We start from the raw sequence: 17582 nt of genomic DNA on the forward strand, positions 1-17582 counted from the left end.
CTCGGAGCTCCGCGAGTCAGCGGGTGAGGATCACCGGCTCTGGTGGTGCATGACGTGCTTCGTCCTTGAGTAGTCGTCCAGGGCGTAGACAGACAGGTCGCGGCCGTAGCCGGAGCCCTTGAACCCGCCCCAGGGGACCTCGTTGGCGAGGACGAGGTGCGAGTTGACCCAGACGGTGCCGAAGTCGAGCTTCGAGGCGACGCTGTGGCTGCGCCGGGCGTCGTTGGTCCAGACCGAGGCGGCGAGGCCGAAGGGCACGTCGTTGGCGCGGGCGATCGCCTCGGCCTCGTCGGAGAACGTCTCGACGGTCACGACGGGGCCGAAGATCTCCTCACGCGAGCACTCGGCGCCGTCGGGCACGTCGACGAGGACAGTCGGGGCGACGAAATAGCCGGGGCCCTCGATCGCCCCGCCACCGAGGGCGGCGCGGATGCCCTGAGCCTGCGCCCGCTCGAGGTAGCCGAGGACGCGCTCGAAGTGCTCCTTGGACGTCAGCGGGCCGATCTCGACGTCGGAGCCGGCACCCGGCTCGCCCACCACGAGCGTGCCCACTTCCTTCACGAGCAGGTCGGTGAACGCCGAGGCGACGGACTCGTGCACGAGGACGCGGCAGCCGGCGCCGCACTCCTGGCCGGAGTTCCAGTAGCCGGCGGCGCGCAGCGACTCGGCGGCCGCGGCGAGTTCCGCGTCGGCGAAGACGACGACGGGCGCCTTGCCGCCGAGCTCGAGGTGGACGCGCTTGAGGGACTCAGCGGCGCCGCGGGCCACGGCCCGGCCGCTCCGGACCGAGCCAGTGAGCGCGATCATGTCCACGTTCGGATGCTCCGAGAGGCGGGAGCCGACGACGGACCCAGCGCCCGCGACCACGTTGAACACCCCCGCCGGCAGGATGTCGGCGACCAGCTCGGCGAACTTGAGCGTCGTGAGCGGGGTCTGCTCCGAGGGCTTGAGGACCAGGGTGTTGCCGGCCGCCAGGATCGGCGCGATCTTCCACGCGGCCATGAGCAGCGGGTAGTTCCACGGCGTCACGACGCCGACGACGCCGAGCGGCTCGCGCAGGATGAGGGACAGGTGGTCTTGGGCGTACTCGCCGGCGGCCATGGACGTGGTCGCCCGGAGCGCGCCGGCCATGAAGCGGAACGTGTCGATGGTTCCCGCAACGTCGTCCTCGGAGACCATGGACGGCTTGCCGCAGTTGGCGGACTCGAGGCGTGCCAGGAGCTCGGCGTTCTCGGCGAGACGGTCGGCGATGCGGTGCAGGATCTCGGAGCGTTCCTTGGGAACGAGCCGGCCCCACGCGTCCTTGGCCGCGAGCGCCGCCGCCACCGCGGCGTCGACCTCCTCGACGGTGCCATCTGCCACGGAGGCGATGGTCTCACCCGTGCAGGGGTCGATGACCTGCCGGGCCGGACCGGAGCCGGGCTGGAAGGCCCCGTTGATGAAGTGGCCTGCGGGCGCGAGGTCACCGGATGCGAGGAGCGGCTCGCTCCCCGGGGCGCGCCGGATGGACGTAGTGCTGGGAACTGAAACGGACATGGGCTGTACCTCCGTCATGGATGGGTGGATGGGGAAGGCGTCAGCGGACGACGCCGACGGTCGGCACGGGTGCTTCCTGCACCCGCGCAAGGAGCCCCGCAATCCTTGCCGCGGACTCGGCGTCGAGCGGCGTCATCGGTTCGCGGGGCTCCCCGATCGGGAACCCGTCCGCCGCGAGGGCCGCCTTGACGGCCGGGACGAAGGGGCCGCTGATGATCGCGTCGAGCAGCGGGTAGATGCGGTTCCACTCCTGGCGCGCGATGTCGATCCTGCCCGCCGCGACGGCGTCGTAGACCGCGACGATCCGGGCGGGGATGATGTTGGCCGTTCCGGCCATGACACCGGCCGCGCCCTCGACGAGCGAGGACAGGATGAGGGTGTCCCAACCGACGAAGGTCGAGACGACGTCGCCGAAGTGGTGGATGAGCTGCGCGGACTGCGCCGCGTCCGGACTCGTGTTCTTGACGTACTGGATGTTCTCGACCTCGCGCGCGAGCCTCCCGACGATCTCGGGCTCCAGATTCACGCCCGTGACCGAGGGGATGTTGTAGAGCATGACCGGGATGTCCACGGACCCGGCGACGGCGCGGAAGTACCTGAGCGTCTCGTCCAGGGACAGCGGCTCGTAGTACGGGGCAAGGGTCATGAGGACGTCGGCGCCCGCGGCCGCGGCGTGCCGCGAGAGCGCGATGGCCTCAGCGGTGCTCGTGGCCCCGGTCTGGGCGATCACCGGCACGCGCCCTGCCGTCTGGTCGACGACCGTCTCGACGATCTGGCGGCGCTCGTCGCCGCTCAACGCCGAGACTTCGCCCGTCGAGCCACAGGCGACAACCCCATGGACTCCGCCGTCGATCGAGCGCTCCACCACGTCGCGGAGGCGCTGGTAGTCGACGCTGCCGTCCTCAGCGAAGGGAACGGTCAGGGCCGTGAGGATGCCCCTGAGTTGCTCTGACATTCCTGGTTTCTCCTTGTTCTGGACCGTGGTCGCGTTCATAGAATGAGCGGTCCGTTCAAGGTACGGTCGCTGGGTCGAGAACGTCAAGTGAGCGCCGTCACATGACTCCCCAGAGGCGCTTCGCGGAATGGCTGTTGACGCTGTGACTGCGCTCACCTAGCTTGTTGTTCATCGAGTAATCACTTAGTTCATTCAGTGAACAGGTGAACGAACGAAAGACTCCCCCATGAACCAGATGAGGCTCTTCGCCTTCGACTTCAATGGCCCTGCACACCTCTCGGCGGGCCTGTGGAGGCACCCGGCAGACCGTGGACGCGACTACAGGTCCCTGAAGTACTGGGTGGAGTACGCCAAGATGCTCGAGGACGCGTGCTTCGACGGCATCTTCTTCGCCGACAACGTCGGCTACCACGACGTCTACAAGGGCAGCGTCGATGCCGCCCTCAAGGACGGCGCGCAGATCCCCGCGAACGACCCGGCCTACCTGATCCCGGCGATGGCCGCGGCGACCAAGCACCTGGGATTCGGCGTGACGTCGACGACGGCGTACGACCACCCCTACGCGCTCGCCCGCAAGTTCTCCACGCTGGACCACCTCACGAACGGCCGCATCGGCTGGAACGTCGTGACCTCGTACTCGGACAGCGCCGCGAAGAACCTGGGCACCGGCGTCCAGAAGGCGCACGACGACCGCTACGAGCTCGCCGAGGAGTTCATCGAGGTCGCCCTCAAGCTCTGGGAGGCATCGTGGGAGGACGGCTCCGTCCCGGCCGACGCCGCCTCCGGCACCTACACGGACCCGACGCGCATCCACCCGATCGGGCATCAGGGCAAGCACTTCACCGTCCCCGGCATCGCCCTGTGCGAGCCGTCCCCGCAGCGCACCCCGGTCATCTTCCAGGCCGGCGGCTCGAGCAAGGGCGTGGCCCTCGCGGCCGCCACCGCGGAGGCCGTGTTCATGAACGCGACGTCCAAGGCCGGGCTCAAGAAGCAGGTAGACACCCTCCGCGCGAAGGCCGTCGAGGCCGGCCGCGACCCGTCGCACATCGCCGTGCTGCAGATGATCACGGTCATCACGGCGCCGACCGACGCCGAGGCCCAGGCGAAGTACGAGGAGTACAAGAGCTACGTCTCCTACGAGGGCGCCATGGCCCGCTACAGCGGCTGGGCCGGGCTCGACATGTCCGCCTTCGACCCGGACGTGCCCTTCAAGAACGTCAAGACCAACGCCGGCCAGACCATGGTCGACCTGTTCTCGAAGATGGACCCCACCAAGGAGTGGACGCCACGGGACATCGCCGACTACATCGGCATCGGACGGCACGTCCCCCGTCATCGTGGGCAGCCCCCAGACAGTCGCCGACGAGCTCACCTCCTGGGTCAACGAGACCGGCATCAGCGGCTTCAACATCGCGCACGCGGTCAAGTACCAGGACATCAAGGACTTCGTCGACGTCGTCGTCCCCGAGCTGCAGCAGCGAGGGCTGATGCGCACGGGCTACGACGGCTCGACCCTGCGCGAGAACCTCTTCGGCGCCGGCCAGGCCCGGCTGGCCGCTGACCATCCCGGCGCCGCCTACCGCGACGCCCTCTCAGTCAAGGCCCCGTGAGGACAGCGCCTACATGATCGTCGGCTCCGTCACCGCGATGGAGCCCGGCACCGGGGAGGCCCTCGTGTTCCGCGGAGGCACGTTCGGCGAGTTCACGCTCTGGCCCACGCCCACCCCCGCACCCGCACCCACACCCACCCAGAAAGCAGAAGACCGATGACCATGCTGCAGACCATCACCGAGGCCTGGAGCCGCGCCTGGGGCGACGGCGACACGAGCGCCTTCGAGCGCATCACCGCCGAGGGCTACGTCCGCCACTCGAAGGGCGGCGCGGACGTGTCCCTCCCCGACGTCCTCCGCCAGGTCGAGGATTCCCACGCCGCGTTCACGGACTTCACGGTCGAGGTCCTGCACGCCGTCGAAGGCGACGACCTCATCGCCATCCACTGGCAGAGCGTCGGCACGCACACCGGGACGTTCATGGGCGTCCCGCCCACGAACCGCACGGTGACCGTCAACGGCGCGTCGTTCCTGCGCCACCGAGACGGGCTCATCACCGAGGAATGGACCGTCTGGGACCCCCGGGAGCTCCTCTCCTCCATGAACATCTGGCATCTCGGCGAGCAGATCAGGAGGAACGCGTGAGCGCCGCACCCGTCAAGGCACCGGCAGGCGATCGCGGGGACGCCATGAACACAGAAGGCCCCTTCATCCGGGTGGACCACCTCACCAAGGTCTACAGCCTGGGCAAGTCCGCCAGGCTTGGGCTGCCGGGCAGAAGGTCCCAGGCGAAGGGGTTCACCGCCGTCGACGATGTCTCCTTCGACGTGAAGCGCGGGCAGATCTTCGTCATCATGGGCCTGTCCGGCTCGGGGAAGTCGACCATCATCCGCATGCTGAACCGGCTCATCGACGCCAGCGACGGGTCCATCACCGTCGACGGCAGGGACGTCCGCTCACTTCCGCCCGCCCAGCTGCGCGCGTACAGGAACCAGACCATCAACATGGTCTTCCAGCACTTCGGGCTCTTCCCGCACAAGTCCCTCATCGACAACGTCGCCTTCGGCCTCAAGGTCCGCGGCGTGGACAGGGCCACCCGGGAGGCCAAGGCCGCCGAGGCCCTGACCCTCGTGGGGCTCGGCGACCGCATCCACGCGATGCCCGACCAGCTCAGCGGAGGCATGAAGCAGCGCGTCGGCCTCGCCCGCGCCCTGGCCACGGACGCCGAGATCCTGCTCATGGACGAGCCCTTCAGCGCCCTCGACCCACTCATCCGCAAGGACATGCAGGAACTCCTGGTCAAGCTGCAGCGCAACTTCAAGAAGACGATCGTCTTCGTCACCCACGATCTCAACGAGGCCATGTACCTCGGCGACCGGATCATGGTCATGAAGCAGGGCAGGAACGTCCAGACGGGCACCGCGCTGGACCTGCTCGAGGCGCCCGCCGACCCCTACATCGAGGAATTCGTCGCCGAGGTCGACCGCAGCAAAGTCCTCACGGCCGGGATGATCTCCAAGGATCCGGATCCGGGCATGGCCGCCGCCGCGCCGGGCGTGCCCGCACGTTCAGGACACGACGCCGTGCGCGTGTCCGAGGCCACGGTGCTGACCGAGCTGCTCCCGCTCCTGGCGGCGGGGACAGAGCGGGTCGAGGTCGTCGACGAGCACGGAACACCGGTCGGCCACGTGACCGCGGAGACGGTCCTTGCAGCCCTCGCCCCCAAGGAGTACAGCCATGCGCTTTAACATCGGAGACTGGTTCGCCTCGGTCATCGACTGGATGCTGGCCAATGTCGGGTGGTTCTTCGACGGCGTCGCCTGGCTCGTGAGCCAGATCGTTGGCGCCGTGGAGATCGTGCTGATCGGCCTGCATCCCTTCCTGATCATCGCCCTGCTCGCCGGCGCCGCCCTCGCCCTGACACGGAGCCTGGGCCTGACGCTCTTCTCGGCGGCGGCGTTTGCGGTCATCGTCGCCATGGGACTGTGGGTCGAGAGCATGTCCACCCTCGCCGTCGTGCTCGTGTCCGTGATGTTCTCCCTGGCCATCGGCATCCCCCTGGGGATCTGGGCCGCGCTGAACAACACCGTGAGCGCGGTCGTGCGTCCCGTCCTCGATCTCATGCAGGCCATGCCCGTGTTCGTGTACCTCATCCCGGCGGTCTTCTTCTTCGGCGTCGGCATGGTTCCCGGCATCGCGGCCACCATCGTGTTCGCCGTCCCCCCGGCCGTGCGCCTGACCGAGCTCGGCATCCGCAAGCTCGACCTCGAGCTGCTCGAGGCGGCCATGGCCTTCGGAGCCAAGAAGGGCCTCATCCTCAAGGACGTCCAGCTGCCGCTGGCCTTCTCCTCGATCATGGCCGGGGTCAACCAGGTCATCATGCTGGCCCTGTCCATGGTCGTGGTCGCAGGGCTCGTCGGAGCCGGAGGCCTCGGCGGCGTCGTCGTCCAGGGTGTGGCCCAGCTGGACACCGCCCGCGGCTTCGAAGGCGGCCTCGCCGTCGTCATCCTCGCCGTGTACCTCGACCGCGTCACGAGCGGCGCCCGCTCCCTCGGCGACGTCCTGCGCAGCCGGCGCGCCAAGAAGGAACAGCGCGCCGCGGCCGCAACCGCCCCGGTCGCCGCGGCCGCGGGCTAGACCCACCTTCCCCTACTCACCCCCATTTCACCCACTATCCCGTTCCACCCTCTGGAGACTGACATGATCACAAAGATCAGCGCCGCCCTGGCCTGCGCGGCCCTCACCGCGGCCATGAGCGCCTGCTCGGGCGTTGCCGCTGGCCCCCAGGCCAACGAGAAGACCATCACCGTTGCCGAAGTTCCCGGGTTCGATGACACCGTAGCCATCACCGGGCTGTGGACCGCGCTGCTCGACGAGCACGGCTACAAGCTCGAGACCAAGACCGTCGACCTGGCGGCGGGCTTCTCCGGCATCGCCCGCGGCGACCTCGACGGCTACCTCAATGCCTGGCTGCCCACCACGCACGCCTCGTACGTCGACAAGTACCGGGACCAGCTCGTCATCCCCGAGAAGCCCTTCTTCGACAACGACCGCCTCGTGCTCGCAGCCCCCGAATCCGTGCCCGAGAACACCATCAGCGAGGTCGTCGCGAACGCGGACAAGTACGGGTCGAAGGTCGTCGGCATCGAAGCCGGCGCTGGCATGATGAAGATCCTCCCGGACGTCCTCAAGACCTACGGCGCCCAGGACAAGCTCTCGATCGTCGAGGGCAGCACGCCCGCGGCCCTCGCCGCCCTGAAGGACGCGGCCGCCAAGAACGAGCCGGTCGTGGCAACCCTGTGGACCCCGCACTGGGCCTTCGCCTCGATGCCCATCAAAGCGCTTGAGGACGACCTGGGTGGCTGGCCCAAGCCCGACGGCTCTTACCCCGTGCTCTCTAAGAAGTTCGCGGAGAAGGCGCCCGAGGTCGTCACGTGGATGTCCAACAGCAAGCTCAGCGAAGAGCAGTTCGCGAGCCTCATGCTGGCCGTCAGCGAGGCCAAGGACCCCGTCGAGGGCGCCAAGAAGTGGCTCGAGACGCCCGAGAACCGCAAGACGGCGGACAGCTGGTTCGACAGCGCCAGCTGACCGCAGCGCCGAGCGGAAATCGCCGGGAGGCGGCTAGCCTGAGAGAAAACAACTCGGAAGGCAGCCTCTCCCGTGAGCGACCAGGACCCACGGTCCAAGAGCACCATCAGCGCCAACAGGTCCGTAGCACGCGCCATCAGCGTGCTACGGGCCTTGGCCGTCAGCCCGCGGGGAAGCTCTGCCACAGAGGTGGCCAAGATGGTCGGTCTGCCTCGTCCGACGGTGTTCCGGCTCCTGCTGACCCTCGAGGAGGAGGGCTTCGTCGACCGGAGAGACACGCTCTATTCGCTGGGCTGGGACCTGGCCCGCGTCGCACGGTCTGCGGACCCGGCCGCCGGGCTCGTCGCCCGGGTACGGGACACCGTCCACGCCCTGGCCGAAGGGCTCGGAGAGACGGTGACGCTCAGCCTGCGCCAGGGCCTCTTCGACTACGACCTCGTCCTCCAGGAGTCGCCCCGCACCATCGGGGTGACGATGTCCGACATGCGCGGCATGCGCTGGCCCCTCTACGCCTCGGCCACCGGAAAGCTGCTCCTGGCCGAACTCAGCCCCGAACAGGTGACGAGCGTCATCGGCGGGGAGCTGCCCAAGCTGGCTGCCCGCACCATCACGGACATGGGCCAACTGCACGCAGAGCTCGACCGTGTCCGGCAGCAAGGATGGGCACACATCGACGACGAGCTCGAGGACGGCATCTTCGCGATCGCCGTCCCGCTCCGGGACAACGTCGGCCAACTCTTCGCAGCGCTGGCCATGGTCGCCCCGAAGCATCGGATCGACGTCGAGGACACCATCCAACGCCGTCTGGGGACCTTGCTCGACGCCGCCAAGCAGCTGACCCATCAGCTGACGAGCACCATGCCGGCAAGCGCTTGACGCAGCAAACCTCAAAGCTCCGGTCCGAGGGTACCCGCAGGCGGGGCGGGGGCAGGACGGGAGACGCTCGCCTTCGTTTCTGGTACGCACGACGCCGGGTGCCCGGCCCGCGCGGGCCGGGCACCCGGCGTCGTACCCGGATTGCCCTGAGGGCGACGAGATACGTACCCGAGTTGGTCAGCCGCGCTTGACCTGGATCTTGGACGACGGCGGCGGGGACGGCTGGGCGGGGACGGGCACGCGGACCTCGAGGACGCCGTCCTTGTAGGTCGCGGTGACGTCGTCCGCCGTCGCGCCCTCGGGCAGCGGGACCGTGCGGGAGAACGAGCCGTACCGGAACTCACTGCGGTACGAGTGTTTGTCCTTCTGTTCCGCCCTCTCCTCCCGGTACGCCCTGATGTGCAGCCCGTCGTCCGTGATGCTCACGTCGACGTCCTTCTCGGGGTCGATGCCCGGGAGCTCGGCCCTGACCACGAGGGCGTCGCCCTCCTGAACCTCCTCGACCTTGATGGCAGCGCTGGACGCATCCCCTTCGAAGAGCCGCTCGATCAGCTCGAACGGCGTGCGGCGGCTGTCAAACCACTTGGTCAACTCTGACATCGCCTTCCCCTTTCCCTGCGAGACACCTTGGAGCGGGCCGCCCCTTTAAGGATCGGACGCCCGTGGCGCAGGGGAAACCCCTCTCTCAGCCCGTGTTGCGCAGGCCGGCGGCGACGCCGTTGATCGTGATGAGCAGGGCACGCTGAAGCCTCTCGGCGGTCTCCGAATCGGCCGCCTGGCCCCCCGCGCCCTCCTCGCTGGTGCGCTCCTGACGCATGCTGTTCTCGCGAATCCTTCGCAGCAGCTCGACCTGCAGGTAGCTGATCGGATCGAGGTACTGGTCCCGGATCTCGAGCGTTCGCTTGAGCGTCGGCGTCGCATCGAGGAGCTCGGACTCCCCCGTGAGCCACTCGACCTCGGCCACGGTCAGCTCGTACTCCGCCCGGATGGCCTCGAAGACGTGGTGCAGCGGGGGCGGCACGAGGGTCGAGACGTAGTGCGAGGCGATCTCGAGGTCCGTCTTCGCGAGGGTCATCTCGACGTTGGAGATGACCGAGCGGAAGAAGTGCCAGCGCTCGGCGATCTCGCGGAGCTCGGCCTCCTTGCCCGCAGCCCGGGCGGCCCTGAGGCCCGAGCCGACGCCGAACCAGCCGGGCACGATCTGCCGCGACTGGGTCCAGCCGAAGACCCACGGGATCGCGCGCAGGCCCTCGAGGCCCGCGCCCGAGTCGGGACGCTTGGACGGGCGCGAGCCGATGTTCAGCTGGCCGAGCTGCTCGACCGGCGTCGAGGCCAGGAAGTAGGCGGGCAGGTCGGGGTCCTCGATGAGGCTCCGGTACCGCGCGAACGCCGCATCCGAGATGAGGTCCATGACCCCGGAGTAGCGCTCCCGCTCGTCCACGGTCGTGCGGGGCGCGACGTGCAGGGCCGACGCGCGCATGACGGCGGCGAGCGAGAGCTCGAGGTTCTCCCGCGCGAGCTCGGGCAGCGAGTACTTGTCGCTGATCACCTCGCCCTGCTCGGTGAACTTGATCTCGCCCTCGAGGACGCCGTTGGGCTGGGCCAGGATCGCCTCGTAGGTCGGGCCGCCGCCGCGGCCCACCGATCCGCCGCGGCCGTGGAAGAGGCGCAGGCGCACGCCGTGCCGGGCGGCGACGTCGCGCAGCCTGCGCTGGGTCTTGTGGATCTCCCATTGGCTCGTGAGCACGCCGGACTCCTTGTTCGAGTCCGAATAGCCGAGCATGACCTCCTGCACGTCCCCGCGCAGGCGCACGATCTCGCGGTAGGCCGGTTCCGAGAGCAGCTGGTCAATGATCTCCGCGGAGGCGCGCAGCTCCTCGACCGTCTCGAGCAGCGGCGCGAAGCCCACGTGCGCGTACGGCGCCTCGCCGTAGAGCCGCACGAGCCCGGCCTCGCGGGCCAGGAGCGCGGGGGCCAGGACGTCGTCCGCGCCGCGGGTCATGGAGACGATGTAGGTCTCGATGACGTCCGGGCCGTAGACGCGGCGGGCCTGGCGGATGACGCGCATCGTCTCGTACACCCGGCCCGCGTGGCCGGGCAGCTCGACGGGGTGGCCCGAGAGCGGGCGGCGCGAGCCGAGCTCCTGCGCGAGGATCCGGCGTCGCTCGGCGCGCGGCAGCTCGGTGTACGGGCGGGACAGCTCGGCGAGGGGGTCGAGCAGGAGGCCCACGGCCTCGTGGTGGTAGTCGGCGTGCTCGCGGATGTCGAGCGTCGCGAGGTGCAGCCCGAACGAGGAGAGCACGCGGCGCGTCGTGGCGAGCACGCCGTCGGCCGCGAGCGGGGCGTGGGCGCGCAGCGAGTGCTCGAGCACTGCGAGGTCCGCGCCGAGCTGGTCGGCGTTGACGTAGTCCCGCCCGGGCTCGTGCGGCGTCCCGGCGGCCACGCGGCGGCCCGTGTTGAGCAGCTTGGCCTTGATGCACGTGAGCTTGAGCCGGTAGGGCTCCTGCGCGTTGAGCGCGAGGATCCGCTTGTCGAGACCCGGCAGCTTCTCGAGGTCCACGCGGATCGACTCCTCAAGCGCGGGCTCGACGCCGGCCAGCGCCGTCGAGTTCGAGAGCGTGCTGATGAGCTCGTCCACGAGGCCGACGGCGATGCGCACCGCCGCCTGGTTCTGCAGCGCGAGGATCTCGCCCGTGACCTCGGGGGTGACGTTGGGGTTGCCGTCCCGGTCGCCGCCGATCCACGAGCCGAAGCGCAGCGGCGCCCGGTCCTCGGGGAGGGACACGCCATGCTCGGCGAGCAGTCCCGAGAGCTCGTCGAGGACGTGCGGCATGGCGTCGGTGAGGATCTCGCCGAGGTAGTAGACGGCGTTGCGGGCCTCGTCGAGCGGACTCGGGCGGACCTGGCGCAGCTCGTCGGTCTGCCACATCTGGTCGATCAGCTCGGCGAGGTGGCGGTCCTGGCGGCGGCGCAGCGCCGTTCCTTCGGTGGACGGCACGGCGAGGGTCCGGGAGATCGCGCGCAGCTTGTCGAGTACGGACCGGCGCGAGGCCTCAGTGGGGTGGGCGGTGAACACGGGCCGGACGTCGAGCCTGTCGACCGCCTGCTGGAGTCCCTCGGGCCCGACCTGCTCGGCAATGTCCCGGACCGCGGAGGCGAGCCAGCCGGCGTCCTCCGCCCGGCCTCCGAGCTCGCGCACGCGGTGCAGCTGCTCCGCCGCGTTCGCCAGGTGGAAGTAGAACGCGAAGGCGCGCACGAGCTCGGTCGCCTCGTCGAGCGGCAGGGAGGCGAGCAGCTCGCGGACCTGCTGCGCGACGTCGGCCGCGTTCCACGGCCCCAGCGCGCCCGCGCCGCCCCGGGCCGCCTCCTTCGACTCCTTGGTCAGGAGGCGGACCTCCTCGACGAGGCGCAGGAGCTCGGGGCCGTGCTGGCGCACGAGCGACTCGCCCAGGAGGGTCGAGACGCGGCGGACGTCGGCCCTGAGTTCTGCCGCGGGCGCCGCGGCGGGGGCGGCGTCCCCGGCGCGGGCTTCCGCTGCGGCTTCCGGGGCATCGGCGGGCGCAGGCATGGGCGACTCCAGCGGGTGAGGGGCTCGTATGCGGCGCTGGATACTGTGAGCCAGACTACTAGTTTCCAGCGAACGAGGATACCGGAGCCCCTCCCGCCCCCGCCCCGGGCGTCCGCATGCTGGCTGCCCGATTCCCCTTCACCGGTACCCTAGATGGGTGATGGCATCCCCCCTCCCCGTGCGCGACGGCGTCAACGCGACGCGCCTGCGCCTGCCCGAGCACGGCTGGGAGACGGCGCTGGACTACATGCTGCACCGCTGGGGGCACATCGACCCCGAGGGGATCCTCGCGAGGTTCGACGGCGGGGAGATCGTCGCCGCCGACGGCTCGCCGCTGCACCGCGGCACGCCTCTGGCCGAGCACACCTTCATCTGGTACTACCGCACGCTCCCCGAAGAGGAGCGGCTGCCGGTCGAGCTCGCCATCCTGCACCGGGACGAGCACGTGCTCGTCGTGGATAAGCCGCACTTCCTGCCCACGACCCCGGGCGGGACGTACATCCAGGAGTCCGCGCTCGTGCGGCTGCGCAACGCCCTGGACCTGCCGGACCTGATCCCCATGCACCGCCTCGACCGCATGACCGCCGGGGTGCTGCTGTTCTCGGTCAACCCGGCCACGCGCGGGAAGTACCAGGTCCTCTTCGAGCGGCGCGCGGTCGTCAAGGAGTACGAGTGCGTCTCCGCCGTGCCGCGTCATCCTCTGGGTGGTGCGCACGACGGCGCGGGCTTCTCCCAGCGGTTCTCCGCGCCCGTCGTCGTGCGCAACCGCATGGAGAAGCGGCGCGACTACCTGCTCGCCTCGGTCGTGGACGGCGAGCCGAACGCCGAGACGCGCGTGAGCCTCGAGCGCGTGGGCGGGCCGGCGGAGGCGCCGCGGGCGCTGTTCCGGCTCGAGCCGCACACGGGCAAGACGCACCAGCTGCGCGTGCACATGGCCGGGCTCGGGGCGGGGATCATGCACGACCCGTTCTATCCAGTGCTCCTGGACAAGGCCCCCGACGACTACGCGCGCCCGCTCCAGCTCCTCGCCCGCGGGATCCGGTACCGCGACCCGCTCACAAGGGCCGAGACCGAGTTCCGCAGCCGGCTCGGGCTCCAGGAAGCCCCGCCGGTCTGACCCCGCGGTGCCTGCGATGCGGGGTCACCTCCCTGCGATGCGGGGTCACCTCCCGACCACCGGGGTCACCGTGGCGCACACTGGTTCCATGCGCATCGAGATCGTCGAAGGTGACATCACCACGCGGGCCGTGGACGCGATCGTGAACGCGGCCAACTCCTCGCTCCTGGGCGGCGGCGGCGTGGATGGCGCCATCCATCGGGCCGCAGGCCCCGAGCTGCTCGAGGCATGCCGGGAGCTGCGCCGCGCCGAGCTGCCGGACGGGCTTCCCGTGGGCGCCGCCGTCGCGACACCGGGCTTCCGGCTCCCGGCCCGCTGGGTCATCCACACGGTCGGCCCCAACTGGCACGTCGGCGAGCGCGATCCCGAGCTCCTCGCCTCGTGCTTCGCCGAGAGCCTGCGGGTCGCGCGGGAGCTCGGCGCGGCGTCCGTCGCGTTCCCCGCGATCTCGGCCGGGATCTACGGCTGGGACCGCCGGACCGTCGCGGAGACCGCCGTCGGGACGGTCCACTCCGCCGAGCCGGGCAGCCTCGAGCTCGTCGAGTTCGTCCTCTTCGGCGCCGAGATGGCCGCTGAGTTCCGCACCGCCCTCAACGAGCTCGGCTGACCGCGGCCATGGGACCCGACGTCGCCGCCGACCTCACGGGCCCCTGGCTGTTCGCATGGCTCCTGCCGATCATCGTCCTCGACGGCTTCCTCCCGCCCGTGCCCTCGGAGATCGCGCTGATCACAGCTGGGACCATCGCGGCCGAGGGCCGGGCCAACCCCATCCTGCTCGTGGCCGTCGCCGCCGTGGGCTCGTGGCTCTCCGACCTCGGCGTCTACCTCGTGTTCCGGCGGCGGCTCACCGGCCTGCTCGACCGCACGGGCTGGGGCCGCCGCACGCACCGGACGATCCACGACGCCGTCGAGCGCTTCGGCAAGTCCTCGACCTACGGCGCGATCATCGGGGCCAGATTCCTCCCCGGCGGGCGGCTCGCCACGAGCGCGACGGCGGGGATCGCCGAGGTCTCCCCGCGCGGCTTCGCGGCGAGCACCGCCGTCGGCGGGGTCCTGTGGGCGGCGTGGCACGTGGGGCTGGGCTTCGTCACGGGCCATGCGACGGGCCTTCCGTTCTGGGCGAGCGGCGCGATCGGGGCGGGGATCGGCCTCACGGTCGGCCTGTGCATCGCGGCCGTCGCGGCCGCGCGGCACCGGCGGCGCCGGGACAGCGGGCGGCCCCTCGGCAGCGAGGCCGCCGAGTAGCGCCGCCCTACACCGGCACCCACGCCCCGCGGCGCCGGCGCAGGACCTGGAGCCGCCCGGTCGTCGCGACGTCCTCGACGGCGTCCTGCATGACGAGGGCGGCGGCGCGCGCCGCGGCGAGCTCGTCGCCGTCGTTCGCGGCCTCGACGAGGTACCGCACGGTGATCTGGGGGACGCCTTTGACGACGTCGAGCCGGTCCCCCTCCACGAGGTGCAGCGACCCGACAGCCTCCTTCGCCGCCTCCATGACCCGCTCTGGGGCGTTCCCGGGGCGAAGGCCGGTGATCTGCAGGACGGCGCGGTAGCTCGGCATGGGCCCACCGTATCCTTGGACGGTGACCCTGACGGACTCCCTCCTTGGCTTCGCTGCGATCGCGGCACTCATCACGATCATCCCGGGGACTGACACGGCTCTCGTGCTCCGGTACACGATCAGCCAGGGCCGCCGCCACGCCTACACCGCCGCGCTCGGCATGATCACCGGCGCGTTCGTCTGGGGCGCGGCGGCAGCGACGGGCGTCTCGGCCCTCCTGACGGTCTCGACCGTCGCCTACGACATCCTGCGCCTCGCCGGCGCCGCGTACATGGTGTGGCTCGGCGTGGGGCTGTGGCGCGCCTCGTTCGCGGGGGACGACGCCGACCTGCCGCCCGGGGTGCTCCCTCACCACAGCTTCGAGCCGCTGCGGCGGACGTGGGCCAAGGGCTTCGTCTCGAACCTGCTCAACCCGAAGTACGGGATGTTCTGCATCGCCGTGATCCCGCAGTTCCTCGTCCCGGACGTCCCGCCCGTGCTCATGGGCCTGGCGCTCACGGCTGTCAGCAACCTCGAGGCCATCGTGTGGTTCGCCGCGATCGTGACCGCCGCGCAGTTCTTCTCCAAGTGGCTCAACGGGGCGCAGTTCCGGCGGTGGATCGACCGGGTCACCGGGACCGTCCTAGGGGCCTTCGGCGTCGCCGCCGTGCTCGAGCCGCGGCACGCATAGGCGGCCCGGGAACAGATCGGCCGGTCGGCGGGTTGGGGACCCTTGTGACGACTTCCCAGGACCTCGCCCCAGCCCCGAGCCAGACCGCCGCCACCCCCTCTGGTGCCTCTGGTGCCCACGCGCCGTCGAGCGCAACGAGCCCGGCCGTCCCCACTGTGCACGAGCGAGCGCTCGTGACCTGGCTCGCGATCTTCCCGCTCGTGGCGCTCGGACTGTGGGCCTTGGGGCCGCTCATGGAGGGCTGGCACCCGGTGCTGCGCGCCCTGGGGCTCACGCTGGTCGTGGTGCCGCTCGCCGTGTACGTCGTCGTCCCCAGGCTCATGGGGGCCTACCTCGGGCTGCGGGCCCGGTCGCGGAAGTAACCCTCAGGGTCTGGGAATTCCCCCGGCCGGCGTGGCATTGTCGGTGCATGACCGAGGATTCTCAGCTCGAACGCTGGCAGCGCTTCCGCGACAACCGCAACAACGCCCTCGCCGAGGAACACGGCTGGCTCTCGCTCACGTCCCTCCAATGGCTCACGCCCGAGCCCTCCCCGATGGAGTTCGTCCCGGGACTGTGGCACACGGACGAGTCCACGGGGCTTGAGACCGCCGTGCTCACGGCCCGTGCCGATGAAGGCCTCGTCTTCGTCGAGGAGGGCGACCCCGTGGATGGGACGTTCGCCGCGCACCTGGACAACGAGGAGTCCCTCAACTGGGTGCGGTACGGCACGATCGTCGTCGAGCTCGTGATGCGCGGCGGCTCCTACGCGATCCGCACGCGCGACTCCCAGTCGCCCACGCTCACCGAGTTCCGCGGCGTGCCGGTCTACGACTACGCCCCCGAGTGGGTCATCGAGGCCCGCTGGGAGCCGTATCCGGAACCGCGCAAGGTGCCGATCTCGACGGCGAACCCGCTGGTCGACGGCGTGCACACCTCGGCCGGGGAGGTCGTGTTCCACCGGCACGGGCACGAGTACCGGCTCCAGGCCGAGCAGGGACGGCTCAAGGACCTGACGATCACGTTCCACGACGAGACGAACGGCCAGGGCACGGACGACTGGCGCAAGGTCACGACCGCCGCACCCCGGCCGGACGGGACGGTGATCGTGGACTTCAACCGCGCCATCAACTACCCGAGCGCGTTCACGCCCTTCGGCACGTGCCCCATGCCGGTCAAGGGGAACTCTCTGGACCTCGCCGTCGAGGCGGGGGAGAAACTCCCGAACGCGGGGTAGGGCCCTGCAACCCGGGGTCACCTCCCTGTGACGCGGGGTCACCTCCCTGTGACGCGGGGTCACCTCCCTGCGACGCGGGGTCACCGTGGGGCCATGCGGATCGCGCCGTCGAGCCGGATCGTCTCACCATTGAGCATCGCGTTGTCCACGATGTGGGCGACGAGGCCCGCATACTCCTCAGGCCGGCCGAGGCGGGACGGATGCGGGATCTGCTTGCCCAGGGACTCCTGCGCCTCGGCGGGCAGGCCGGCCATCATGGGCGTGGCGAAGATGCCCGGGGCGATGGTCACGACGCGGATGAGGTGCCGCGCGAGCTCGCGCGCGAGCGGGAGCGTCATCGCGTGCACACCGCCCTTCGACGCCGCGTAAGCCGGCTGGCCGATCTGCCCGTCGAACGCCGCGACCGAGGCCGTGTTCACGATGACCCCGCGCTCCGGCCCGCCCAGCTCCGTCTCGACTGGGTCGGTGGCGGCGATGGCCTCGGCCGCGAGCCGGACGACGTTGAACGTGCCGAGGAGGTTGACCCGGATGACGCGCTCGAACTGCTCGAGCGCGAGCACGCCCTCGCGCCCGAGGACCTTGCCCGGCGTCGCGATCCCCGCGCAGTTCACGACGACGCGCAGCGGCCCGAGCTGACTCGCGCGCGCGACGGCGGCACGCACCTGCTCCTCGTCCGTCACGTCGGCGGGGGCGAACGCCGCCCGCTCGCCGAGCTCGGCGGCCAGCTCGGCCCCAGCACTTCCCGGGAGGTCGGCAATCACGACCGCCGCCCCGCCTGCATGCAGGCGCCGCACCGTCGCCGCCCCCAGCCCCGAGGCGCCGCCCGTGACGAGCGCCGTCGTTCCCTGAAGCTCCATCGCTCCCCCTTGAGTTAATCATCGCTAACTGGGGCCATCCTAGCCAGCCGCGTGAGGTCCGTCACGAGGACGGCAGAAGCGAGCGCGGGCG

Annotated in this window: 19 protein-coding genes; 13 read left to right on the forward strand and 6 right to left on the reverse strand. The window is 70.4% G+C overall.

Annotation, left to right across the window (positions count from 1 at the left end; genetic code table 11):
• Nucleotides 1-30: 30 nt before the first annotated feature.
• Both BV907_RS08865 and dapA read right to left on the reverse strand, forming a co-directional pair.
• Nucleotides 31-1536 (reverse strand): aminobutyraldehyde dehydrogenase, encoded by a 1506-nt coding sequence (locus BV907_RS08865; protein WP_077489363.1) that lies wholly within the window; start codon nt 1534-1536, stop codon nt 31-33.
• 40 nt (nt 1537-1576) lie between these two features.
• The gene (gene dapA / locus BV907_RS08870) at nt 1577-2491 is read right to left on the reverse strand and encodes a 4-hydroxy-tetrahydrodipicolinate synthase (protein ID WP_077489364.1); all 915 of its coding nucleotides are present in this window, start codon (nt 2489-2491) and stop codon (nt 1577-1579) included.
• 226 nt (nt 2492-2717) lie between these two features.
• Here dapA and BV907_RS08875 point away from each other — a divergent pair, with 226 nt between their 5' ends.
• The 7 genes from BV907_RS08875 to BV907_RS08900 all read left to right on the forward strand — a co-directional run bounded on the left by BV907_RS08875 (nt 2718) and on the right by BV907_RS08900 (nt 8505).
• On the forward strand, nt 2718-4052 hold the full coding sequence (locus tag BV907_RS08875; protein WP_342745541.1) for an NtaA/DmoA family FMN-dependent monooxygenase: 1335 nt from the start codon (nt 2718-2720) through the stop codon (nt 4050-4052).
• Between the two features lie 62 nt (nt 4053-4114).
• Entirely contained in the window at nt 4115-4261 is a 147-nt protein-coding gene (locus BV907_RS18830; RefSeq protein WP_175637420.1) for a hypothetical protein, read from the forward strand.
• A complete protein-coding gene (locus BV907_RS08880; RefSeq protein WP_077489365.1) occupies nt 4258-4686 on the forward strand; it encodes an ester cyclase in 429 nt (142 codons plus the stop codon). Before BV907_RS18830 ends, BV907_RS08880 begins: the two co-directional genes overlap by 4 nt.
• Nucleotides 4683-5789 carry a quaternary amine ABC transporter ATP-binding protein gene (locus BV907_RS08885; protein ID WP_245827871.1) on the forward strand — a complete coding sequence of 369 codons (1107 nt, stop codon included), beginning with the start codon at nt 4683-4685 and terminating at the stop codon, nt 5787-5789. The genes BV907_RS08880 and BV907_RS08885 overlap by 4 nt, the downstream gene beginning before the upstream one ends.
• The gene (locus BV907_RS08890) at nt 5779-6678 is read left to right on the forward strand and encodes an ABC transporter permease (protein WP_077489366.1); all 900 of its coding nucleotides are present in this window, start codon (nt 5779-5781) and stop codon (nt 6676-6678) included. Before BV907_RS08885 ends, BV907_RS08890 begins: the two co-directional genes overlap by 11 nt.
• A 63-nt stretch (nt 6679-6741) precedes the next feature.
• On the forward strand, nt 6742-7629 hold the full coding sequence (locus BV907_RS08895) for a glycine betaine ABC transporter substrate-binding protein (protein ID WP_077489367.1): 888 nt from the start codon (nt 6742-6744) through the stop codon (nt 7627-7629).
• Nucleotides 7630-7701: 72 nt separating this feature from the next.
• Entirely contained in the window at nt 7702-8505 is an 804-nt protein-coding gene (locus BV907_RS08900) for an IclR family transcriptional regulator (protein ID WP_077489368.1), read from the forward strand.
• 177 nt (nt 8506-8682) lie between these two features.
• Here the strand turns inward: BV907_RS08900 and BV907_RS08905 are convergent, their stop codons facing one another.
• Nucleotides 8683-9105, reverse strand: a complete 423-nt coding sequence (locus tag BV907_RS08905; protein ID WP_077489369.1) for an Hsp20/alpha crystallin family protein — start codon at nt 9103-9105, stop codon at nt 8683-8685.
• Between the two features lie 85 nt (nt 9106-9190).
• Nucleotides 9191-12073: a phosphoenolpyruvate carboxylase gene (gene ppc / locus BV907_RS08910; protein ID WP_077489370.1), complete on the reverse strand. Its 2883-nt coding sequence runs from the start codon at nt 12071-12073 to the stop codon at nt 9191-9193.
• 160 nt (nt 12074-12233) lie between these two features.
• Between ppc and BV907_RS08915 the strand changes: the two genes are divergently transcribed.
• The 3 genes from BV907_RS08915 (at nt 12234) to BV907_RS08925 (ending at nt 14435) form a co-directional block, all read left to right on the forward strand.
• On the forward strand, nt 12234-13190 hold the full coding sequence (locus BV907_RS08915; protein ID WP_077489371.1) for a pseudouridine synthase: 957 nt from the start codon (nt 12234-12236) through the stop codon (nt 13188-13190).
• A gap of 88 nt (nt 13191-13278) precedes the next feature.
• A complete protein-coding gene (locus tag BV907_RS08920) occupies nt 13279-13797 on the forward strand; it encodes an O-acetyl-ADP-ribose deacetylase (protein ID WP_077489418.1) in 519 nt (172 codons plus the stop codon).
• 8 nt (nt 13798-13805) lie between these two features.
• A complete protein-coding gene (locus BV907_RS08925; RefSeq protein WP_077489372.1) occupies nt 13806-14435 on the forward strand; it encodes a DedA family protein in 630 nt (209 codons plus the stop codon).
• Between the two features lie 7 nt (nt 14436-14442).
• Here BV907_RS08925 and BV907_RS08930 read toward each other — a convergent pair whose 3' ends face one another.
• Complete coding sequence (locus BV907_RS08930) at nt 14443-14748, reverse strand: hypothetical protein (RefSeq protein WP_077489373.1); 306 nt, start codon at nt 14746-14748, stop codon at nt 14443-14445.
• Nucleotides 14749-14770: 22 nt separating this feature from the next.
• Here BV907_RS08930 and BV907_RS08935 point away from each other — a divergent pair, with 22 nt between their 5' ends.
• Genes BV907_RS08935 through BV907_RS08945 form a run of 3 tightly spaced genes read left to right on the forward strand, consistent with a single transcriptional unit; the run spans nt 14771 to nt 16634 of the window.
• Complete coding sequence (locus tag BV907_RS08935; RefSeq protein WP_175637421.1) at nt 14771-15418, forward strand: LysE family translocator; 648 nt, start codon at nt 14771-14773, stop codon at nt 15416-15418.
• A 44-nt stretch (nt 15419-15462) separates the two neighbouring features.
• Nucleotides 15463-15780, forward strand: coding sequence for a putative antibiotic biosynthesis monooxygenase (locus BV907_RS08940; protein WP_077489375.1), 318 nt, complete (start codon nt 15463-15465; stop codon nt 15778-15780).
• Between the two features lie 47 nt (nt 15781-15827).
• A complete protein-coding gene (locus BV907_RS08945) occupies nt 15828-16634 on the forward strand; it encodes a DUF1684 domain-containing protein (protein ID WP_077489376.1) in 807 nt (268 codons plus the stop codon).
• An 80-nt stretch (nt 16635-16714) separates the two neighbouring features.
• Here the strand turns inward: BV907_RS08945 and BV907_RS08950 are convergent, their stop codons facing one another.
• Nucleotides 16715-17491: a 3-hydroxyacyl-CoA dehydrogenase gene (locus BV907_RS08950; protein WP_077489377.1), complete on the reverse strand. Its 777-nt coding sequence runs from the start codon at nt 17489-17491 to the stop codon at nt 16715-16717.
• Nucleotides 17492-17582: the final 91 nt, after the last annotated feature.

Origin of the sequence: Sinomonas mesophila, from assembly GCF_001999765.1 — a bacterium.
Taxonomy (GTDB): domain Bacteria; phylum Actinomycetota; class Actinomycetes; order Actinomycetales; family Micrococcaceae; genus Sinomonas; species Sinomonas mesophila.